Source organism: Naumannella halotolerans (assembly GCF_004364645.1).
GTDB lineage: Bacteria > Actinomycetota > Actinomycetes > Propionibacteriales > Propionibacteriaceae > Naumannella > Naumannella halotolerans.
In genome coordinates this window covers 41,139-61,265 of record NZ_SOAW01000004.1, presented here as the reverse complement: position 1 = coordinate 61,265, position 20,127 = coordinate 41,139, and the positions used below count along the sequence as shown (strand labels likewise).

Here is a 20,127-nt window from a genome sequence, read left to right as displayed (position 1 = left end):
GGAATGAGGCACCGATGAGTTCGACCGACACACTGCCCACCAGCCGGATGGACCGACTGCTCAACGGGGTGGAACGGATCGGGAACAAACTGCCCGACCCCTTCCTGCTGTTCCTCGGCCTGTTCCTGATCGTCGGGGTGATCTCCACCGCGATGGCGCTGGCCGGAACGGTGGTGACCATCCTGGGTTCGGACGAGCCGAAGGTGATCAAGGGATTGTTCACCGGCGAGGGACTGGCCTGGTTCACCGCCAACCTGGGTCAGAACTTCATCGGCTTCCCGCCCCTGGAGACGGTGTTGACCATCCTGCTGGGAGTCACCGTCGCCCAACGTACCGGTCTGTTGAGTGCGGCGATCCGGCTGACCCTCGGCCGGGCTCCCCGGTGGCCACTGCCGTACGCGGTCGGCGCCGTCGGCGTCACCGGATCGGTGATGGCCGATGCATCGATGATCATCATCCCGCCGCTGGCGGCGATGGTGTTCAAAGCCGCCGGGCGACACCCGATGGCCGGACTGATCGGCGGCTTCGCCGCAGCCGGTGCCGGCTACTCCACCTCACCGGTCGTGACCAGCCTGGATGCGCTGTTCGCCGGTATCACCACCAGCGTGGTCGCCACCTTGCCCAACCCGGGTGCACCGGTCACCCCGGTCTCGAACTACTACTACTTCAACCTCGTCTCCTCGGTCGTCCTGGCGATCCTGGCCGGTTTTCATCATCGACAAGGTGATCGAACCGCGACTGCGCCGGCAGAACGTACCCACCGAGTACGCCGACGCCGATCCCGAGGAGCTGGTGGACGAACCGGCCGACGAGAACGGGCAGGTCGCCCCCGCACTGCGGCGCGACGACACCCGCGACCTGAACCCCGACCTCGACCCGGCCGAACGACGAGGTCTGCTGCTGGCCACCATCGCCGGGTTGGCACTGGCCGCCCTGATGCTGGTGGCGGCATTGCTGCCGATGTCGCCGTGGCGCAATGAGGAGGGAGGGTTCCTGCCGGATTCGCCCCTGCTGATTCGGTCACCTTCATCGTCTTCCTGCTGTTTCTGGTGCCCGGCATCGTCTACGGCCACCCAGGTGATCACGCCGATGAACCCGTACCTGTTCGTGTTGTTGATGTTGGTCAAGCAGTACGAACCGAAGGCCGGCCTGGGTACGGTGATCTCCCGGATGCTGCCGTTCGTGATCCCGTTCTGGGTGGCCTGGGTGCTGGTGCTGGTGCTGGTGCTGGTGGTCTTCTACTTCGCCGGCTGGCCGATGGGCCCGGGCGTCGGGATCCGGATCGGCGGCTGATCCCTCACAGGTACATACCGCCGGCACCCGGCTGGTGCCCGCCCTGGGGGTGGCCTTGTCCCGCCGCGCCACCTCCGGGCAGCGCCTTGCGCATCTGCTCCAATTGCGAGCGGACCGCCACCTGCTGGGCCACCAGCGCGGTCTGGATGCCCTGGAAGAGGCCTTCCAACCAGCCGACCAACTGGGCCTGAGCGATCCGCAGTTCGTCATTGGACGGGGTCTCGTCACCGGTGAAGGGCGCAGCGATCCGTTCCAGTTCGGCGGCCAGCTCCTCCGACAGACCCGACTTCAGCTCGTCGATCGAGGCCGAGTAGGTCTTCCGCAGACGCTCCCGGCTGGGCTCGTCCAGCGGAGCCGACCGTACCTCCTCCAGCAGGCTGCGGATCATGTTGCCGATCCGCATCACCTTCGCCGGCTCCTCCACCTGATCGGTGACCGACGGCTCCGAACCCTCGGACTTGGCATCCGGTGCCTCCTCCACGGCCATCCCGTGGGGGGTGACGATGTAGCCCCGGCCGTCCTCTGTGGCACCGGCGATCGCCTGCCCGGCAGAGCCGTTGCCGCCCGGCTGAGCGTTGCCGACGGCCTGGGGGCCAGCCTGGTTCTCGGACGGAGTTCCGGGTTGCTCACTCATGCGGCCACCCTACGCCGTCGACGGATCCGGACCAGGGTCAGCCCGATCGTCGCCACCGCCAGGGCCAGCAGTCCGGAGGTGAGGAATCCGGCCGGCCAGCCGGCCTGGTCGATCATGAAACCGACCACCGGCGCGCCCAGCGCGCTGCCACCGGTGAGTGCCGAACCATGCCAACCCAGCGCCTCCCCGCGAGCCGCCTCGGGCACCGAGGTGGTCAGCGCCTCGACGGTGGCAGCCATCGTCGGTGCGCAGAAGAAGCCGGACAGCAGCAGCACCCCGGCCATCGACCACCAGGTCCCGGTGAACGCCACCGGGACAGTGGTCAGGGCCAGGGCGAAGAGCAGCCAGAACGCATCGATCGGCCGTCCGATCGCGCCGTAGAGGATGCCGCCGACAGCCGAACCGAATCCCCAGATGGCGAGGATGATTCCGATCAACCCGGCCGCATTCAGTTCCCGCAGAGCGGCGACCACCGACAGTTCGGTCCCGGTCAGCAACAAGGTGGCCGTCACACTGGCCGCCAGGACCGCCGCCACCGGCAGGGTCAACCAACTGCGCAACGGCGGCCGGGCCTCGGTGGCGTCGGCATCCGGGGTACGGCTGCGCATCGTCGGGTTCACCACCGCGAAGCCGGCGGTCGCTGCGACCAGCACGAACTCGAAGATCAACACCGTCCATCCGGTACCCAGGAAGCCGGCGACCACGATGCCCAGTGCGGGCCCGAGCATGAAGCCGATCTCCACCACCACCGAGTCCAGGGCAAGCGCGGTCCGCCGGTGTTGCGGTACGGCCACCACCAGTCCCTGGCGCACGATCGAGAACACCGGTGGGGTGAACAGGCCGGCGATCGCGACCAACGGAATCAGGGCCACATAGGGCAACCACGGGAACGAGGCCCACACAGCGGCAGGATGATCAAGGACGGCGCCAGGGTGCGACGCAGCCCCAGCCGGTCCAGCCGACGACCGCGCCAAGGCCCGGAGACGGCGACCGCCAGGGTGGACACCGTGGTCAGCAACCCCGCCGCGGCGTAGTCCATGCCCAAGGTGTCCACCACGTGCAGGGTGATCACCAGGAAGGATCCGAACAGCGGGATCCGGACCAGCAGGCCGAGCAGGATCAACTGGCGGACCGCGGGGATCGACAACACATCGCGGTACGCCGAGAGCTTCACGTGCACAGGCTAGTGACCGGCCCCGATCGGGGCGAACCCGATTTCGAGCGGCTCAGTCGACGGTCAGGATGATCTTCCCGGTGTTGTCGCCGGACTCCAGTCGCCGGTGTGCCTCGACCACCTCGGTGATCGGCATCCGGGTCTCGGCCGGGATGGTGATCCGGCCGGCGGAGACCAGCGGCCAGACGGTCTCGCGTACCGCCTCGCAGATGGCCGCCTTCTGTTCCACCGGACGCGAGCGCAGGGAGGCCGCGATCACCGAGCCGCGTTTGGCCAGCAGCGCGCCCAGGTCGATCTCACCCTTCGTGCCACCCTGGAATCCGATGATCGCCAACCGGCCGTCCGCTCGCAGCACCTCGAGGTTCGATCGCAGATACTTCGCACCCACCACATCCAGGATCACATCGGCGCCACCCTCGGCTTTCACGGCCTCCACCCAGTCGGTGTGGTAGTCGATGGCCGTCGCCGCGCCCAGCTCACGGCAGTAGGCGAGCTTCTCCGCACTGCCGGCGGTGGTGATCACCCGGGCGCCCAGTGCCACCCCGTATTGGATGGCGAAGGAACCGATGCCGCCGGCGCCGCCGTGGACCAGGAAGGTCTCACCGGCGGCCAGTTGCGCCAGCTCGGTCATCGACAGCACCGTCGCCGCGACTTCCAGCAGTCCGCCGGCGCTGACCAGATCCACCCCCTCGGGGGGTGGGATCACCTGGCCGGCCGGGACCACCGCGTACTCGGCGTAACCGCCACCGGACAGCAGCGCCACACACGGCTCGCCGATCTGCTGATCGGTGACCTTGTCGCCCACCGCCGCGATCGTCCCCGAGCACTCCAAGCCGATCGTCGTCGAGGCACCGGCCGGCGGTGGGTAGTGTCCTTGGCGCTGCAACAGGTCGGCGCGATTCACCCCGGCGGCGGCCACCTTCACCAGCACCTCATCGGGTCCGGGCGGCGTCGGATCGGGGACCTGGTCCCAGGTCAGGGTGTCCGGTCCACCGGCTGCCGTCTGGGTGACTGCGTACATGCAGTCGATGCTAGTCAGCCGCTACGATTGCCTGACGGCCCGGGGGAACCGGGCTCGGCGAGGTCGCATAGTGGACTAGTGCAGCCGCCTTGAAAGCGGCCGAGCGGGTGACCGTTCCGTGGGTTCGAATCCCACCCTCGCCGCCATCATCGGCCGCTCGCGGGTTGCCGCCCGACCGGGGAAATCCGGTTCCGCCGGTGAGCATCGTTCCGCAGAGCAGAAGAGGCCAACCCCGGTGCAGAACCCCGTCATGCAGAACCGCGTGGACCATCCGATCACCGCGCCGCTGCCGCTGCGTACCTTCGCCATCTCCGCCGCCGCTGCGGTGATCGGTGCCGTGCTGGTGGTCCTGGCCAGTGCGCAGGGCTGGCCGATCCTCGTCGCCGTGTTCGGCTGGCTGCTGCTGGCCGGTGCGATCGCCCTGGCGGTCGTCGGCCTGGTCCTGGTCCGGCTCAGTCGGGTCGACTTCGTCTTCGACGATCAGGGGTTCCGGATCAGTGGCCGCTCGGGCACCGTCGAGGGGCGCTGGGATCAGGTCGAACAGGTCGCCACCGCTGCCGGCGGGCACCGGATCAGCTTCCTTGGCGACCCTGATCGCCATGTCGTCTCCCCGGCGCCGGAGTCCGATCCGCGGGTGCAGGCGATGGTTGCGGACCTGAAGCGGCGGCTGGACAACAGCCGCGGCTACCGGCCGCTCGACTGAGCGGACCGAGCCGTACCGATCAGTTCCGCAGGACGTACGGCGTGGAGGCCTCGGCCTGCTCGGCGTTGTAGGCGCAGGAATCGGTGAGGTTCTCACTTGCAGGCTGGTCGTCGGCTGCGGTCTCCTCGGCCCCGGAGTCGTCGGGTTCGGTCGACGGCTCCTCGCTGGGCTCCGGCTCCGAAGTCTCGGCCGGTTCCGAGCCGTCACCGCCGCCGCTTCCGTCGCCGCCGCTGCCGGCCGGCTGATCGTCCTCCGGCGGAGCCTCGGACTCGCCGAGGGCTTTCTCCACCCGTGACCGCAGTTCGTCGTAGTCCGGGCTGCCGGTGGACAGGGCATTGTCGCCGTCGAACGGCGCGATGCTGCGTACCTCACCCTCGGACTGCACCTTCAGCGAGAGGTCGACGATCGCCGGCAGCACGTCCTGCGGGATGTCGGTCTCCACCATCGCCTTCGAGGCATTGGCGATCGCTTCGTAACGCTGCAGCAGGTTCACAGGGTTGGCCTGTTCGATGATCGCGTTCACCGAACAGCGCTGGCGTTCGTTGCGCTGGTAGTCGTCCAGCCCGTAGCGGCCGCGGGCGAACCAGAGAGCCTCGAAACCGTCGAGATGCTGGTCAGGGCCTGGTGCCAGCTGGTCATCCGGGGGGATTCCCAGGTCGGTGTTGCCGCCGATCGGCACGTAGTAGTTGATGTTCACGGTGATCCCGCCGAGGGCGTCCACCAGTTCCTCGTACCCCGTGAAGTTGATCATCGCGTAGTAGTCGACCTTCAACCCGGTGGCCTCACCCAAAGCGAGTTTCAGCGCGTCTGCACCGAGATCGTCGGTCTCACCGAGGACATCGGCCGGCACCTCGTTCGGCACCGCGTAGTAGAGGTTGTTGGCCATTCCCTCGGCCTCGGTGTAGCCGGAGAACCCGTTGGGGTAGTACTCGTGCAGCGGCGAGTCCGCGGGGAACGGGAGGTTCATCGTCTGCCGCGGGATGGTGACGATGGTGGTGTTGCCGGTGCGGGTGTTGATGCTGGCGACCATCATCGTGTCGGTACGGATGTTGCCCTCTTCGCCGTCGGCGGAGTCATCGGCACCGAGCAGGGCGATGTTCACCCGCTCCTTGTCCTGGAACGGGTCGTCGCCGCCCAGGTCGGGGCGGGTACCGGATTTGGACTCGCCACCGGCGAAGACCTGCGTCACCAGGCTGGCCTGGTCGTAGGAGTAGCGGCTGGCGACCGCCATCGGGGCCACCACGGCGAAGGCCAGGACGCCGACCAGGGCAGCGCCGAACCCTCGCTGCAGGGTGGTCAACGCCGCCGGCCGCAGATCCAGATGGGTACGCACGATCACCGCCACCCAGATCAGCGCCAGGATCGGCAGCACGATCGTCAGGCCGATCAGGAAACTGGGGCGGACCGCCAGGCGGATCAAGCTGCTCATGTCGACCGCCGCCCAGATCGCCAGGCCGAGCACTGCCAGACAGAAGATGGCCAGGACGATCAGGCCGAGCCGTCGCCGCCGGCCCGCGGCCAGCAGTCCCGAGCCCGGCAGCAGGCTCCCGAGCACGGTCCAGAAGGTGCTCTGGCCGAAGCTGAATCGCTTGCGCCGATTGGGGGCGCGCTGCGGCTTCTCGGTGACCTGTTCAGAGCTCATGAGTACCTGTTCGTGGCGGCGGGCTGACCGGACCATGATACGGGCTGGAAGTCGGCCCGAATCGGCCCTTGGTTGGAAACTGGTTGCGACGGATCAGACCGTCGTGGGGCGGGGGAGCAGCGCAGGCGGATTGTGCACGGCGGGTGGATTGTCGTGCGACGGGCCGTGCCGGAGAGGCCACCGAGTGGCGCGACCCGGCCCGGCAGGGCGGGCGGTGCCACCGGGTGACATCACTTTCCGGCCGGTCACGGTCGATCCTGTGCCGAGCGAGGGCGGTCGGCCCGCTCGGGGTCGAGCCGATCCTGTCCGTCGGCCCGGTCGAGTCGACGGCGACGACCGATCCGGGTGAGCGCCGTGGCCAGCCCGACCAGCACCGCCGATCCGGCGACACCGACCGCGACGCCCAGCAGGAACCGGTCGGATTCGGCCGCCGGCGCCGGTGCCGGGTGCTGCACGGTCGGGGCCCAGTCGGTGATCCGCTGGATCGTCGGCGCGGTGGCCTGGTCCATCAGGCTTGCGTACCCCAGGTGGATCGGTTCGGCGTTGTCCACCTCGGTCTGCAGTGGCGAGGCGGAGAAGACCATCCGGCCCAGGCCGGGTCCGGCATCGCAGATCAGGTCGCCGGTGTTGCAGACCTGGGTGATCCGGTCGAACAGCGCCGACGGTGGTTGCATCCCGTTGTCGGTCATCACCTCGGAGGTGAGCTCGCGATCCAACGACCCGTCGGACAGTTCCACCACCGACCGCAATGCCCCGGAGACGCCGAGTTCGTCGTCGGGTTGGCGGGCTTCGGCGATCCGCTGCCGCAGGTAGTACAGGCTGGGGGTCAGTCCGACGGCGTCGTTCTCGGCATCGCCGACCGAGGTCACCCCCGGCATCGTCGGCGCATTGGCCGGATTCCCCAGTACGACCGCACCCAGCAGCCGCTCGTCGGCGGCGTCGGCGAGTTCCTCGGTTGCGAGTGCCTCGGCGACGACCTGCGCCCCTTGGGAGAATCCCCCGAGCACCCAGTGCTCGTCCGGGCAGCGGGTCGCCGAGTCCTGCAGCACCTGGACCATCGACACCCGCCCGGCGGTCACCGAGTCGTAGAACTCGGTCGGCGGCATCTCGGTGGAGAACAACAGCCCGTCGATGCCGACGCTGCCGAGGGTCTCCGGCGAGACGGCCGGATAGTCGAGGTATACCTCGCGTACCCGCAGGTCGACCGCGCCGGGCAGGTCGGCGGTCTGCTCGGCCAGGGAATCGCGCAGCGCCGCGATCGTGTCACCGTAGGGCTCGGGCTCGGCCGAACCACGTACCCCGACGAACAGCAGGTCACCGCAGTCGCGACCGGTGGCTGCACTGGCGGCGACCGGCGGCTCGTCGGACCACTGGAGCGTGGCCGCCTCGGCTGGGGCGGCCGGCAGGGTGATGAGGGCTGCGGCAGTGGCCACCAAGGCTCCGAGTCGCAGGCGATGAGTCACGAGGTACGAGGATAGTGCGGCTGTGGTGAGCCGACCGTCGGTTTCTGCGCCCGCCGCAGTCGTGGCGGCGATCGGGATGAGCGGACGTAACGCCGAGGGCCCCGGCACGCTGTTAGTGCCGGGGCCCTCGGTGTGCAGCGGAGGCGGCGGGATTTGAACCCGCGAGAGGGGATAAACCCTCAACCCGCTTAGCAGGCGGGCGCCATAGACCGGACTAGGCGACGCCTCCAGACGCTGTGCGTCGCCGGTCACTGTACCGGCCGTTGCCGATCCTCGGCAAAACCTCGCGCCGGAGCCGATCCGACTCCGATCGGCTCACCGGCCCGGGAACTCGGCATCGGCGAACCCGGTCGGGACCCCGGCCACCATCGCCAATCGCCAGACCACCGCCGGCAGGGGCAACAGCAGCGCGGCCCAGCCGGCCACGGCTGCCCAGGGCTGGACCGGCCGGCCGGTGCCACCCGGGTCAAGCAGACGAGACGCTCTGAAACGCATGAACCGAAACTAGCTGGCCCCACCATCGAGCTGACGGCCTGCGGCCTGGTTCTGCCGCAGCTCGGGTCGGGGAGGCCGGCGTCGTTGGGGGATCCTGAGCAGATTCGGACACTCGATCGGTAATTCGGGCCACTCGGTGCCGATTCCGGCATCGAGTGGCGGATTTCGCTCACTTCTCAGGCGCGACCCACGTCATGACCGGCCGGTGCCCGCTACCGCCTGCCGCAGCTGCCAGTGCACCAGGTTCTTGGCGAACTCCGGGCTGTAATGCTCCGGGGCCGCCACCATCGCGACGACCAGACCGTCCAGGGCGCAGGCGAGTGCCTCGGCCGGGAGTTCGGGATCCCGCACCCCGGCAGCGGTCAGGATTCCGGTGGTGAGGATCCTGATTCCGCTGGCCATGTAGTCGAACGCGCCGCCGAGGTCGCCATGGACCCGGGAGTGCTCGAGCAGGGCGAGCCATACCGCGGCCTCGGTGCGGCGTTGGTCGTCCAGCGGAATCAGTTCGCACAACATGTCCACCGCCAGCTCGAAGCTCTCCTGCGGACCGAGTTGCTGCAGGACGGCGACGTCATAGGACTCCAGCCGATCGGTCACCGCCTGTGACATCGCCTCCACCACGCCGCGCAGAAGGTTGCCGGTCGATCCGACGTAGTGCCGCACCGAACCGATGTTGATGCCCGCCTCGGCGGCGACATTGCGCAGCGAGGCATGAGCGACCCCGCCGGTCACGATCAGGCGGATCGTGGCGTCATGGATCAGGGCAAGGCGTTCGGTGGCATCGACGACCTTCGGCACGGATCCATTTTGTCACACCTGTGATACTTTTTGTATCTCACTCGTGATAGAAAGGTCTGGAGATGGCCGAACGGATTCCTGCACTGGACATCGCCCGTGGGGTGGCGATCCTCGGCACGCTCGCGACGAACATCTGGATCTTCAGTCACCCGGAGGGGATGTTCGGCTACCTCAACTCGCCGGTGACTGCCGACCTCCCGGCCTGGCAGGGCTGGTTGGAGAAGGTGCTGCAACAGCTGGCGAACGGGAAGTTCCTGGGACTGCTCACCCTGATGTTCGGCATCGGCCTGGCGATCCAAGCCGACGCCGCTGCTCGTCGCGGGCTGCGCTGGCCCGGGTCGTACCTGTGGCGGGCGTTGCTGTTGTTTCTCGACGGGCTGCTCAACTATCTGCTGGTGATCGAGTTCGACGTGCTGATGGGGTACGCGGTGACCGGCGCGATCGTTGCGTGCCTGCTGGCCACCAGCCCCCGCAGCCAACGGGTCTGGTTCACCGTCACCGCCGGTGTGCACATCGCGCTGATCCTCTTCATCACCGCTGGTCTGCTGAGTGGTCAGGCCAGCCTCGGCAGCGGCGAGCCGTTGCAGCCGAACCCGTACCGCGACGGAAGCTGGTGGGATCTGGTCGTGCTGCGCTGGCAGAACCCCGGCCTCTTCCGGTTCGAGCCGGTACTGATCCTGGCCGGCAGCATCGCCCTCTTCCTCGCCGGGGCCTGGCTCCACCGCAATGGGGTGTTCGGTGCCCATGGGCGGGTGCTGCGGCGGCGACTGATGTTCATCGGCGCGGTTGCGCTGGGCGCCGACCTGGGTCTCGGGCTCGCGGATCCGGACTGGATGCCGTTGACGCGGTGGGTGATCTCGCCGGTGGTGGCGGCCGGGTTGCTGGCACTGATCGTCGAACTGGTCGGCTCGCGGGAGCCGGGGTGGGCCGGCCGGCGGCTGGCGGAGGTCGGCAGGGTCGCCCTGAGCGCCTACATCGTGCAGAACATCATCGCCTCGATCGTCTTCCACGGTTGGGGATTCGACCTCGGCGCTTTCGGGTCGCCGCGGCGGACGGCGGTGAGCATCGGTGGTTGGGTCGCGATCTGCGCCCTGGTCGTACTCGGCGCCCACCTGTGGCTGCGGCGGTTCCGGCGCGGACCGGTCGAGTGGCTGTGGAACCGCGGGTACGAGGCGCTGTCACGCTCCGATCGAGGACGAACAGCGGCCCACCCCTGGAGTGGCGGGGTGGCCCGCTGAGGCTCGTCCGTTCCGCAGTTCCTGCACCTGTCCGGCCTCGATGGGTGCGGGTGCTGCGGAACGGATCAGGTCAGCCGAGCTGGGTACGGATCCGCTCGAGTTCGTCGCGCAGCGGCTGCGGGGTCTTCTCCAGGAAGTCGAACCACTCCGAGACCAGCTCGAGCTCCTCGCGCCACTCCTCGACGTCGACCCTGGTCGCCGCCTCCAGCTTGGCCGGATCCAGGTCCAGACCCTCGAGGTCGAGTCCGTCGGCAGTGGGTACGGCACCGGCCGGGGTGTCGATCGCGTCGGCCGTACCCTCCAGACGCTCGGTGACCCACTTCAGTACGCGCCCGTTCTCACCGAAACCGGGCCACAGGAACTTGCCTTCGGGGCTCTTGCGGAACCAGTTGACGAAGAAGATCTCGGGCAGCTTCGCCTCGGGATGCCGCTCGCCGATGGTCAGCCAGTGGTTCAGGTAGTCACCGGCGTGGTAGCCGAGGAAGGGAAGCATCGCCATCGGGTCGCGTCGGACCACGCCCACCTTGCCTGCGGCGGCGGCGGTGGTCTCCGACGAGCAGGTGGCGCCCATGAACACGCCGTGGGTCCAGTCCTTGGCCTGGGCGACCAGCGGGATCGTGGTCGCGCGGCGGCCGCCGAAGAGGATCGCATCGATCGGTACGCCGACCGGGGAGTCGAACTCCGCGGCGGTGATCGGGCACTGCGTGATCGGGGTGCAGAACCGGCTGTTCGGGTGCGCTGCGGGGGTTTCTGAATCCGGTGTCCAGGCGTTGCCCCGCCAATCGGTCAGTCGCTCCGGCTTGGTCTGGGTCATGCCCTCCCACCAGACGCTGCCGTGGTCGGTCAGGGCGACGTTGGTGAACAACGAGTTGCCCTTCTCGATCGTGCGCATGGCGTTCGGGTTGGTGCCCCAGCCGGTGCCGGGGGCGACGCCGAAGAAGCCGAACTCGGGGTTGGTGGCGTACAGGCGACCGTCGTCACCGAAGCGCATCCAGGCGATGTCGTCACCGAGGGTTTCGACCTTCCAGCCGGGGATGGTCGGCTCCAGCATGGCCAGGTTGGTCTTGCCGCAGGCGCTGGGGAAGGCGGCGGCGATGTTGTAGCTCTTGCCTTCCGGGCTGGTCAGCTTCAAGATCAACATGTGCTCGGCGAGCCAGCCCTCGTCGCGTGCCATGACCGAGGCGATCCGCAGCGAGTAGCACTTCTTGCCCAGCAGCGAGTTGCCGCCGTACCCCGATCCGTAGGACCAGATCGCGCGCTCCTCGGGGAACTGCACGATGTACTTCTCGGTGTTGCACGGCCACGGGACGTCGGTCTGGCCGGGCTCCAGCGGGGCGCCGACCGAGTGCAGGCAGGGCACGAAGTCGGCCTCCTTGCCGTTGGCGATCATGGCGTCCAGAACCGGTTGGCCGATCCGGGTCATGATCCGCATCGACAACACAACGTAGGCCGAGTCGGTGATCTCGACACCGAACTTCGGGTCCGGTGCATCCAGCGGTCCCATGCAGAACGGGATCACGTACATCGTGCGGCCGCGCATCGACCCGTCGAAGAGGCCGCGCAGTTCGGCCTTCATCTCCTCGGGGTCACGCCAGTTGTTGGTCGGGCCGGCATCCTCGGGGGACTTCGAGCAGATGAAGGTACGGTCCTCGACCCGGGCGACATCGTCGGGGTCGGTACGGGCGTAGTACGAGTTGGGCAGCGACTCCTCCGACAGCCGGACCAAGGTGCCCGCATCGACCATCTCCTGGGCCAGCCGTTCGTACTCGGCGTCGGTGCCGTCGCACCAGACGACCGCCTCCGGCTTGGTCAGTGCGGCGACCTCCTCGACCCAGGCCACCAGGCCCGAGTGGGTCGTGGGTGTCGCGTCGTGCAGTGGTTCGGCGGTCGCGGTCATCGAGTCCTCCTGGGTGGTGCGCTGGTATAGGTGTGGCTCTGCGGTTGTCCGCAGTGCTACCAGTTGGCGAGTGGCATTGAGGGTAGCCCACCGATACGACTGGTCTTATAGGAGTCAGACCACATTTCGCCTGTGAAGATCGTCACTTACCCGCTCGTAACCCTTTGCTTCACGGCTTCAGCGACGGCTTTCGTGACCTGTCCCACGTTGTTTCAGCAGCGTTACGGAAAGGAGGCCACTGGTATCTACCAGTCGAGTGAATGCGGTTGAAACGATCCAGCCGAATGCTGAGCTGCATGGCACAGTGGTACGAGTCAGTCGTCGGACGGTCGGGGGCTGCTCGGACCGCAGTGGAGTGGCTGGGGGGAGCGAGATCCGGGTGCATCGGCGAACGATTTGATGCCGGGGCCATCACGGCGGTAACGTATGCGCTTGGTCAAGGACCAACCGGCGCTCGTAGCTTAACGGATAGAGCATCTGACTACGGATCAGAAGGTTGGGGGTTCGAATCCCTCCGAGCGCGCAACAGAACCCCAAGTCAGAGCAGTAGTTGGCTTGGGGTTCGTCACGTTCGGCGACGGGTGACAGCAACCGTGACAGCAACGCCTCACGACTCGAACGCCCGGTCGATCGCGTCGGCCGCTTCTCGCAGGGCCGTGGGCATCACGTGCGAGTAGAGGTCCATTGTGATCGCGAGCTGCGAGTGCCCGAGCACTTCCATGACCACTCGTGGCGGCACGCCTTGGGCAAGCAACAGCGAGGCGCAGGTGTGCCGGAGGTCGTGGAATCGGATCCGGCGTACACCGGCTGCGACCATCAGCTGTTCGAACAATCGTGAAAGATTCCGGGGCTCCACGACGGTGCCGATGGTGCTGGTGAACACCAGCCCGGAATCCTGCCAACGATCGCCGGCTGATCGACGCTCGTCGGTCTGGCGACGCTGGTGCTCGGCCAGTGCTGAGGCTGACGACTCAGGTAAGGGGATTGTGCGTCGGGACCGGCGCGATTTGGGCGGGCCGATGACCAGTCCGTAACCGGGTAGGCGCTGGACGGTTTGTTGCACGCGCAGGAGCGACGACGCCAAATCGACATCTTCCCATCGGAGGCCGAGCAGTTCACCACGCCGCAGGCCGATGGCAACACCCACTGTGAATAAGGCCCCAAGGCGGTGTCGGACTGCTGTGGCAAGGAACTGTGACGCCTCATCGACCGACCAGGGCTCAGCCTCCAAACGCTCCAGTGTGGGCGCTCGAACCAGTGCGGCAACGTTGCGCTCGATCAGCTCCTCACGAACGGCCTCGGCCAAGATGGTCCGGAGAGTCGAGTGAATGATCTGCACCGATCGAGCTGACAGGCCAGATTCGAGCTTGCTGGCCAAGAGCGCACGAACCTGCGTCGGCTGTAACCGGCGAAGCTGCACCGTGCCAATCTCAGGCTCGATGTGACGGCGAAGCGTCGCTGTATAGCTGGCGATCGTCGCCGGGCGAAGTCTCGGGCGAGCGACATCATCCAGCCACCGGGCCCCGTAGCTCGAAACCGTCCAAGCCTCGACCGCGAGGGGGACCCCGTTCTCCGTCTTGCTGATCATTGACCGCAGTTTCGCCGACACCTCGGCGCGTGTTCGCCCATATACCTGGCGACGCACTCGCCCACCGTCTCGCCGCAGCACGTAAGTTGCTGCAGTCCATCGCCCATCCGATCGTTGGTAGATCGAACCTTCGCCATTGGCGCGTTTGCTCACGACGCCGACTCCAACAGGCGATCAACGTACTTCTGCAGTTCGCTCGCCGGAATCTTCCGTGCGCGCCCGATCTTCACACTCGGGAGCATTCCTATCCTGATCAAGTCGTAGATCGTGGATCGCCCAAGCCCGAGCAGTTCACCCGCCTCTTCTGGGCTCAGCAGCAGTTTCGTCACTGACATGACTCCTCCTCAAGTTGCGGGAAACGGCTTCCCCGGATTTGATCTTGAATGGGTACGGTCACCGGGTGGCGCGTCAAGGGCACCTTCGGTGTCACTGCGTGATTCGCGTTGCTCACCCTGGACCCGCCACCCGGTGACCGAGGGATGGCGACTATCCGGGGAAGCCGCAGCATGGCCGCGCGTTACGGGTCGGGCCCGGTTGCCGAGCGACTTTCCACAGCCTGTTTGGCCTGGTCGTATTGGTCCCGCCAGGCGCGTCGTTGTCGGATGAGCTGATAGATGACTTGGGGGTAGATCTCTGGTGGGACCTTGGTATCGGTCCATACGTAGCGCTGTTGACCATGATCATCGGTGACGTCGGCGGCCATCGACTCAATCTCGGGTTCGAGGAAGCCAGCGGACAACAAGGTTTCACGCACGACGGCGGCACGATCAGCACGATGCTGGGTGAGTGTCTTTCCCGACCACTTACGGGACACCAGGACACGGCGCCCGCCCAGTCCGAGGTGATCGCGGTCGTGGGCCTTCTTCGGGCATTGACCGGGCATCATGCCGGGGTGAGCCTGATCGGGCTGGACGCCGTAGCGCAACCAGTTCGCGCACTGGGGCGAACACGGCTCGAACCGCAGTTCGGCTTCCATCCGCAGAATGTGGGCGAGGCGACGCGGCGAGTTCTCGTCATCATGAAGCGGATCGGTGATCGACTTTGTCAGATACTTCGTCAGGTACCGCACTGCCCGGTCGGCTTCGGCCGAGGGTGCCACGATGCCGCGTGACTCGTGCTGCTTGCCGAACCGGACCACGTGTGCCGGTTCCGAAGCTGCCGTCCGTGCCTCATCCCACATCGGTAACAACTCACCTGTCGTGGGGTCTGCATAACCACCGCCCCCGGTCCAGACGGGCACAACATCGACGAAGACCGGTTCGTCGTGCTTGGGCCACCACACCTGGTGATAGGTCGAAGCGATCATCTGACGGATCGTCTCGTGCGAGATCGCACCCCGGACAGCGGCATGGATGTGCGGGGCAAGACGAAGCTGTGGCTCCACCGTGGCGAAGTACTGCACATTGAACCCCGTCGCCCGACGCAGGTTCTTGGTGAACCGATCCCACAGCGCAGCCAGGTGCACCGTGTCCCGGGCTTGCCGACGGTAGTCATAGCTCGCCGGGTCCACCGGAGCGCCGTCCCGTACTGCGCCGTAGGAGGGGAGCGTCAGCGTCAGGAACATCGACGGACGAAACTCCCGACCCTCCGGTGTCCGATAGACCATCCCCACCGTGCGATCGTCCATCGGTACGCGCGGAAGATCCGGAGCATCCCCACGACGCCGGGTCGACCTCGATGTGCGGCTCCCCGCCACCAGCTGACCAGGACTGGGCTCGTCTGGTGCCTGTTCGGGCGGCGTTTGCGGAGCGGAAGTGATTCCGGCGGAATCAGTCCCATCCGGTTCGTCGGTGAGGTGCCAGCCTTCCTCGCACTGGTGCATCCGCAGAACCCGCGCTTTGTGAGCACACGAGGGGCAGACCGCCTCTCGCCGTGACCCGCAAGCAATCGCGACCGTCGTCTCAGTCCCAGTCTGACGATCCAGCACCCGCCGCATGATCGGCCGCACACATACCCGCTCATTGGTCGCGAGCTCGCGCACCACGTCACCGGCCAGACGCCCGGCCATGATCGGCGCCGTCATCGATCCGGCCTCATCTGTCCGGTCGGGGAGAGCAGCGCGTACAACTCCGGGTCATCGGCCCAGGCAGCATCCTCCAGTTCCTGCCACAGCACCAACCTGTCCCTGACCGTGTGCCCGGCCCGTAGCGGAGCTGGATCCTCGATGATCAACGCAGCCGCCAAACACTCCGATGCCACAGGACATACAGCGCACAACTCGACCGTGGCAGCCTGATCGCTGCATGCCGCTGCGGAGACCCAGCCAACTCGACGCCATCGGTCGGAGAGGGCGTTCGTGACCACGTGCGCCCGGTAGTCCCACCTCGCCACTGTCCACACATCGACCGCAGCATTCACCGTGTTGTCGGCGGTAATCATGACGACTCCTCGGGATTGTCCTGACCGGTGTTCCGGGGGCGACGACGGCGTCGCGGCTTGCGACCCGGATGTTCACCGTCGTCCGGGTTCTCGCAATCACCCGGATTCTTCAGCGGTGTCTCGTCCTGGTCCTCGTCGGCCTTTCGCCGGGGCTTGCGCGGCCGCCGGTTCGGCTTCGGGTTCTCAACCTCCGGGCCGGGCGGGATGATCGGGATCTGCCGCGGAGCCCGGAACAGCTCGTTGGCTTGGCGCAGCATGGCATCGGTCACGAAACCAGCACGAACCCGGGTGATCATTCCGTTCTCGCCACGCACATAGCCCGTGCCAGGTTTCCCCGGCGGGATCTTGTGACAGGCAGCGCCACGAGCCACCGCACCCTCGCCGAGCACCATCGCCACTTCTTCCTTCTCCGCCAGCCGCAACCCGAACAACTGTTTGAAGTGCTGCCGCATACCCAGAACTTCCTTGCGAGGATCCTGAACAAACGCCAGCACATGGAACCCGGGAGCTCGACCCATGGTGAGGATCAACGCCAACGCGGCCTCGCCCCGCTTCTTCAAGTCCCGATCCGTGATGTAGGAAGTCAACGCGGCGAGCTCATCGATCACCACAACCACCGCCGGCGCACCCACCTTTGGTTCATGCAGCCGTGTGACGCCGCCCATCTCGTCCAGCCGGCGTTGCATGGAGATCACCGTCTCTTCGAGGAGCTGTACCGCCTCCTCGGCCGTCGTCGCTAGGCGAGTGAACAGCTTGGGCGCCATCTTCATCTCCACACCGCCCTTGAGATCGATCCCCAACAGCTCGACCAGCCCGATCCGCACCGCCGGACCAAGAGCGAGCACGATCGCCCACATCACCGACCCCTTACCCGAGCCACTGGACCCAGCCAGCACGGTCGAGATCAACGGCAGTGACCACGGTGCGTCCTCCTCGGTCCGACCCACCAGCACCTTGTCGGTCTGCACCGATGACAACTCCGGCATCGGTGCCTGGAACGGTGCCGCCAACGCATCACCGAACAGCATCACCAGCTCACACGCGGTGTCATTCGCGTTCGGAACCACCAACAGCCGGCGTGCGTTGAAAGCGGTCCGGATCTTCTCGGCAGCAGCCTGATAGTCCTCTACCGTCTGGCCGAACAAGATCCCCGGAACGGCGATCAACCGACCCTGGCGCCACTGAAGTCGCCGCAGCGAAGGCACCACCGTCACCCGGCCCTTCTCCTGCTCGGCATACTCGCGCTGAACCAGACCAGACCCAGTCAGCACCCGACCCCAGGAGCGACGAACGAACCGCTTCTTTCGATAGCGGAACAACGGCATCGATACCCATCGGTCGAAGGGCGCCGGAGCCAGGCGTGCCCACAACCCGAAGCCGAGCAGCACGATCGTGACCAAGATCATCGGTCGCCAGTCATCACGCCCCCACGCGAACCACCCCACCACCAGGCCGAGAACGAGAGTGCGGAAAGGGTGGCGACCGACCAACCGGAACAGCCGCATCAACCACCACCCCAACTCCCGCAGCGCCCGCCACGGATACCACCACAGCGAGCGCATCATCACGCCGCCTTGCCCTGATCGCCGCCCGCATGCCGTGCACCCTTCGGCGAGGACATGCCCGTGGCCTTCAACGAGTACGCGATCCGTGATCGTCCGTTGCCGGTCTCCTTCTGATACGGCATGACCGTCAGGTTCTCCAAGATCACCGGACGGACCGGTGTCCCCTGAAGTTGTTCCGGCGGGACTGGCTGCACGTCCGCGATGATCTTCACCCGAACCGTCCGCTCCCGCGCCTCCGGGTCGAAATCCATCACGTCAACGATCCAGATGGGCTTGCCCGAGTCCTTGTCGAGCTGCTGAACCGAGTTCTCCTTGGTCGAACGATCGAAGTCTCTCTGCTGGGAAACCGCGCTGACGACACCCGCACCATGCGGGAACACATCCTCGAACTTCACTGCGAACGGTCCTTGAACACCCATGATCATTTTCTCCTCGGCTTTGGCTACTCCGGGCCCTTCCCGGTGAAACAAACCAACCGTGGAAAGCTGAAGAGCGGAACGTGGCAACCCGTAGCAGGCCGTGCTACGGGCGTGCTACGGGCAAAACACTTCCTTTTGTCTGAGCCATAAGGGACCATGCTGTTCAACGGGATTCCAGCCCACGCACGGGAGGCAGTGATGGAGACGAGCCCGATTCGCATGGCGCGAGAGCGGCGGGGCTGGTCACAGTCGCGCCTGATCGGCGAGCTCCGCAGGTCAGCTCGGCTGCACGGCATCAGCTTGATGTCCGACTCCTCGTTGAGGGTCGCTCTGTCACGGTGGGAGAACAATCGAGTCAGTCCCAGCCCGGAGTACGAAGATCTTCTTGGATTGGCCCTCGGTGTTTCCCTGTCCGAAACGCAGCCAGCCAGGGAAGCTAGATCAACGCGACCGACTGGCCGGTTATCGCTTGCCGTCGTGACAGCGCAGGCACCCGTTCTTGAGGCTTTGCGCCGCTCCGATCGACTCGGTTGCGCATCGATCACGAATCCTCAGCTGACGGCCTACGCGCTCACCTTGCGCACCCTCCTACGGGCGCGCACCGGACCGTTAGAGGCCCAACTCGGCGCGGCGGCGCTGTTGGCCGATGCGGAGGCTCTGATCGGATGGCAGCTACTTGATCTTGGTCAGCCAACGGCGGCACTGGCTAATTATCGGAGGGCAGAAGAGTCGGCCCTCCGTTCTGAGGATCCGCACTTGATTGCGCACGCCCGTGCCGGGCAAGCAATCGCCTACCTCGATCTGGATCGCCCTGGTGAGGCCCACCAGCTAATGGCATCCACGCGTGACCAAGCTATCCCCAAAGTCACACCTCTCTTCCAAGCGTGGCTTCACGCAGCTGTTGCCGAGACAGCTGCCGCGACCGGATCCCAACAAGAGTGCAAGGACGCTCTGGCCGCAGCCGACGAGGCGCTGCCGGGCAGCAACGACCACTATCCGGAGCTGCCGTACGTGACCCTTGATCGAGCGCACTTGCAGCGTTGGGCAGGGCACTCCCTGAGCATGCTGGGCGACCGCCAGGCCGTGGATATTCTGGACGAAGTGGTAGACCGCATGCCGGCAGACTTTGTCCGAGCCCGGGGAGCAATGCACACTGATCTCGCGCTCTGTCACTCAGCGCTGGGGAACGCTGCCGACGCCCGACGGTGCGGCAGGATCGCGACAGACTTGGTCAGAGACAGTGGCTCACGACGACAGTCCCGCCGGCTCATGGCCCTTCAAGCCGCCTAGCGCCGAGCAAGTAGGTAGAGCAACGCGACGAGTGATCCCGAGCCCAGCAGATCGCCCTGAGCGGCCATGTCAGTCACGCTCGCCAATGGTGTCCACTTCGCGACTCCGGTTTCCTCCGAGTCCCGAGCATCGCTGACATACTCCGCATCGCGGCTTACATAGACGTCGTGGGGACTGTCAACCATGCCAATGGCCGGTTGGAATGAGAGCAGATGCTGCACCGAGCGGGGCATCCATCCTGTTTCCTCACAGGCTTCTCGCTTGGCAGCGTCTGCCGATTCTTCGCCGGGATCGACTATCCCGCCAGGGAGCTCCCAACCCCATTGGTTGGTTACGAAGCGATGTTTCCATAGGAGAAGGACCTCTTCACGGTCATTGACCATGGCGACCAGCGCAACGCGCTGCAGGCGGACGACGTGGTGCTCGAAGCGACTCCCGCCGGGCGGCTGCACATCAACCTTGACCAGCCGAACCCATGGGCTGTCGTACAACGTTCGCTCCGAGAAAGTCTCCCAGTGCCCTTCGTCG

20 protein-coding genes and 3 tRNA genes are annotated in these 20,127 nt (G+C 66.4%); 7 read left to right on the top strand and 16 right to left on the bottom strand.

Going from position 1 to position 20,127, the window contains the following annotated elements:
• The first annotated feature begins 14 nt into the window (after positions 1 to 14).
• Both CLV29_RS15890 and CLV29_RS16600 read left to right on the top strand, forming a co-directional pair.
• On the top strand, positions 15 to 980 hold the full coding sequence (locus CLV29_RS15890) for an AbgT family transporter (protein ID WP_208293011.1): 966 nt from the start codon (positions 15 to 17) through the stop codon (positions 978 to 980).
• A 97-nt stretch (positions 981 to 1,077) separates the two neighbouring features.
• Positions 1,078 to 1,293, top strand: a complete 216-nt coding sequence (locus tag CLV29_RS16600) for an AbgT family transporter (protein WP_208293010.1) — start codon at positions 1,078 to 1,080, stop codon at positions 1,291 to 1,293.
• A 4-nt stretch (positions 1,294 to 1,297) separates the two neighbouring features.
• Here CLV29_RS16600 and CLV29_RS15885 read toward each other — a convergent pair whose 3' ends face one another.
• Genes CLV29_RS15885 through CLV29_RS15870 form a run of 4 tightly spaced genes read right to left on the bottom strand, consistent with a single transcriptional unit; the run spans position 1,298 to position 4,122 of the window.
• Positions 1,298 to 1,927 (bottom strand): bacterial proteasome activator family protein, encoded by a 630-nt coding sequence (locus CLV29_RS15885; protein ID WP_133756094.1) that lies wholly within the window; start codon positions 1,925 to 1,927, stop codon positions 1,298 to 1,300.
• A complete protein-coding gene (locus CLV29_RS15880; RefSeq protein WP_133756093.1) occupies positions 1,924 to 2,829 on the bottom strand; it encodes an MFS transporter in 906 nt (301 codons plus the stop codon). Before CLV29_RS15880 ends, CLV29_RS15885 begins: the two co-directional genes overlap by 4 nt.
• On the bottom strand, positions 2,790 to 3,101 hold the full coding sequence (locus tag CLV29_RS15875; RefSeq protein WP_133756092.1) for a hypothetical protein: 312 nt from the start codon (positions 3,099 to 3,101) through the stop codon (positions 2,790 to 2,792). Before CLV29_RS15875 ends, CLV29_RS15880 begins: the two co-directional genes overlap by 40 nt.
• Positions 3,102 to 3,153: 52 nt before the next feature.
• On the bottom strand, positions 3,154 to 4,122 hold the full coding sequence (locus CLV29_RS15870) for an NAD(P)H-quinone oxidoreductase (RefSeq protein WP_133756091.1): 969 nt from the start codon (positions 4,120 to 4,122) through the stop codon (positions 3,154 to 3,156).
• A 56-nt stretch (positions 4,123 to 4,178) separates the two neighbouring features.
• On the opposite strand from CLV29_RS15870, the gene CLV29_RS15865 reads away from it, so the two are divergent.
• Positions 4,179 to 4,268, top strand: a tRNA-Ser gene (locus CLV29_RS15865).
• Positions 4,269 to 4,372: 104 nt separating this feature from the next.
• Positions 4,373 to 4,825 (top strand): hypothetical protein, encoded by a 453-nt coding sequence (locus CLV29_RS15860; protein WP_133756090.1) that lies wholly within the window; start codon positions 4,373 to 4,375, stop codon positions 4,823 to 4,825.
• Positions 4,826 to 4,844: 19 nt separating this feature from the next.
• Here the strand turns inward: CLV29_RS15860 and CLV29_RS15855 are convergent, their stop codons facing one another.
• From CLV29_RS15855 to CLV29_RS15835, 5 genes are all read right to left on the bottom strand, one after another.
• Positions 4,845 to 6,467, bottom strand: a complete 1,623-nt coding sequence (locus CLV29_RS15855; protein WP_166649326.1) for an LCP family protein — start codon at positions 6,465 to 6,467, stop codon at positions 4,845 to 4,847.
• 245 nt (positions 6,468 to 6,712) lie between these two features.
• Positions 6,713 to 7,930, bottom strand: coding sequence for a cutinase family protein (locus CLV29_RS15850; protein ID WP_166649325.1), 1,218 nt, complete (start codon positions 7,928 to 7,930; stop codon positions 6,713 to 6,715).
• Between the two features lie 138 nt (positions 7,931 to 8,068).
• A tRNA-Ser gene (locus CLV29_RS15845) sits at positions 8,069 to 8,159 on the bottom strand.
• Positions 8,160 to 8,245: 86 nt separating this feature from the next.
• Entirely contained in the window at positions 8,246 to 8,425 is a 180-nt protein-coding gene (locus tag CLV29_RS15840; RefSeq protein WP_133756087.1) for a hypothetical protein, read from the bottom strand.
• A 192-nt stretch (positions 8,426 to 8,617) separates the two neighbouring features.
• A complete protein-coding gene (locus tag CLV29_RS15835) occupies positions 8,618 to 9,223 on the bottom strand; it encodes a TetR/AcrR family transcriptional regulator (RefSeq protein WP_133756086.1) in 606 nt (201 codons plus the stop codon).
• Between the two features lie 62 nt (positions 9,224 to 9,285).
• Between CLV29_RS15835 and CLV29_RS15830 the strand changes: the two genes are divergently transcribed.
• Positions 9,286 to 10,461, top strand: coding sequence for a DUF418 domain-containing protein (locus tag CLV29_RS15830; RefSeq protein WP_133756085.1), 1,176 nt, complete (start codon positions 9,286 to 9,288; stop codon positions 10,459 to 10,461).
• A gap of 70 nt (positions 10,462 to 10,531) precedes the next feature.
• Here CLV29_RS15830 and CLV29_RS15825 read toward each other — a convergent pair whose 3' ends face one another.
• A complete protein-coding gene (locus tag CLV29_RS15825) occupies positions 10,532 to 12,358 on the bottom strand; it encodes a phosphoenolpyruvate carboxykinase (GTP) (RefSeq protein WP_133756084.1) in 1,827 nt (608 codons plus the stop codon).
• A gap of 450 nt (positions 12,359 to 12,808) precedes the next feature.
• Here CLV29_RS15825 and CLV29_RS15820 point away from each other — a divergent pair.
• A tRNA-Arg gene (locus CLV29_RS15820) sits at positions 12,809 to 12,881 on the top strand.
• Positions 12,882 to 12,965: 84 nt separating this feature from the next.
• Here the strand turns inward: CLV29_RS15820 and CLV29_RS15815 are convergent.
• The 5 genes from CLV29_RS15815 to CLV29_RS15790 form a co-directional block, all read right to left on the bottom strand.
• Positions 12,966 to 13,946, bottom strand: coding sequence for a tyrosine-type recombinase/integrase (locus CLV29_RS15815; protein WP_208293009.1), 981 nt, complete (start codon positions 13,944 to 13,946; stop codon positions 12,966 to 12,968).
• Between the two features lie 149 nt (positions 13,947 to 14,095).
• On the bottom strand, positions 14,096 to 14,275 hold the full coding sequence (locus CLV29_RS15810; protein ID WP_133756082.1) for a helix-turn-helix domain-containing protein: 180 nt from the start codon (positions 14,273 to 14,275) through the stop codon (positions 14,096 to 14,098).
• A 188-nt stretch (positions 14,276 to 14,463) separates the two neighbouring features.
• Entirely contained in the window at positions 14,464 to 15,969 is a 1,506-nt protein-coding gene (locus tag CLV29_RS15805) for a replication initiator (protein WP_133756081.1), read from the bottom strand.
• A gap of 352 nt (positions 15,970 to 16,321) precedes the next feature.
• Positions 16,322 to 17,890, bottom strand: coding sequence for an FtsK/SpoIIIE domain-containing protein (locus CLV29_RS15795; protein WP_133756079.1), 1,569 nt, complete (start codon positions 17,888 to 17,890; stop codon positions 16,322 to 16,324).
• Positions 17,890 to 18,285, bottom strand: coding sequence for a hypothetical protein (locus tag CLV29_RS15790; RefSeq protein ID WP_243831989.1), 396 nt, complete (start codon positions 18,283 to 18,285; stop codon positions 17,890 to 17,892). The genes CLV29_RS15795 and CLV29_RS15790 overlap by 1 nt, the downstream gene beginning before the upstream one ends.
• A 180-nt stretch (positions 18,286 to 18,465) precedes the next feature.
• On the opposite strand from CLV29_RS15790, the gene CLV29_RS17280 reads away from it, so the two are divergent.
• Positions 18,466 to 19,599, top strand: a complete 1,134-nt coding sequence (locus CLV29_RS17280) for a helix-turn-helix domain-containing protein (protein ID WP_481819217.1) — start codon at positions 18,466 to 18,468, stop codon at positions 19,597 to 19,599.
• Here CLV29_RS17280 and CLV29_RS15785 read toward each other — a convergent pair.
• Positions 19,596 to 20,090, bottom strand: a complete 495-nt coding sequence (locus CLV29_RS15785; RefSeq protein WP_133756077.1) for an NUDIX hydrolase — start codon at positions 20,088 to 20,090, stop codon at positions 19,596 to 19,598. The genes CLV29_RS17280 and CLV29_RS15785 overlap by 4 nt on opposite strands.
• Positions 20,091 to 20,127: the final 37 nt, after the last annotated feature.

What these genes read in the sequence shown, in the direction of transcription:
- CLV29_RS15890 (WP_208293011.1), top strand. Translation starts at nt 15, where the DNA reads ATGAGTTCGACCGACACACTGCCCACCAGCCGGATGGACCGACTGCTC.
- CLV29_RS15825 (WP_133756084.1), bottom strand. Translation starts at nt 12,358, where the DNA reads ATGACCGCGACCGCCGAACCACTGCACGACGCGACACCCACGACCCAC.
- CLV29_RS15885 (WP_133756094.1), bottom strand. Translation starts at nt 1,927, where the DNA reads ATGAGTGAGCAACCCGGAACTCCGTCCGAGAACCAGGCTGGCCCCCAG.
- CLV29_RS15830 (WP_133756085.1), top strand. Translation starts at nt 9,286, where the DNA reads ATGGCCGAACGGATTCCTGCACTGGACATCGCCCGTGGGGTGGCGATC.
- CLV29_RS15805 (WP_133756081.1), bottom strand. Translation starts at nt 15,969, where the DNA reads ATGACGGCGCCGATCATGGCCGGGCGTCTGGCCGGTGACGTGGTGCGC.
- CLV29_RS17280 (WP_481819217.1), top strand. Translation starts at nt 18,466, where the DNA reads ATGCTGTTCAACGGGATTCCAGCCCACGCACGGGAGGCAGTGATGGAG.
- CLV29_RS15870 (WP_133756091.1), bottom strand. Translation starts at nt 4,122, where the DNA reads ATGTACGCAGTCACCCAGACGGCAGCCGGTGGACCGGACACCCTGACC.
- CLV29_RS15860 (WP_133756090.1), top strand. Translation starts at nt 4,373, where the DNA reads ATGCAGAACCGCGTGGACCATCCGATCACCGCGCCGCTGCCGCTGCGT.
- CLV29_RS15855 (WP_166649326.1), bottom strand. Translation starts at nt 6,467, where the DNA reads ATGAGCTCTGAACAGGTCACCGAGAAGCCGCAGCGCGCCCCCAATCGG.
- CLV29_RS15795 (WP_133756079.1), bottom strand. Translation starts at nt 17,890, where the DNA reads ATGATGCGCTCGCTGTGGTGGTATCCGTGGCGGGCGCTGCGGGAGTTG.
- CLV29_RS15840 (WP_133756087.1), bottom strand. Translation starts at nt 8,425, where the DNA reads ATGCGTTTCAGAGCGTCTCGTCTGCTTGACCCGGGTGGCACCGGCCGG.
- CLV29_RS15815 (WP_208293009.1), bottom strand. Translation starts at nt 13,946, where the DNA reads ATGATCAGCAAGACGGAGAACGGGGTCCCCCTCGCGGTCGAGGCTTGG.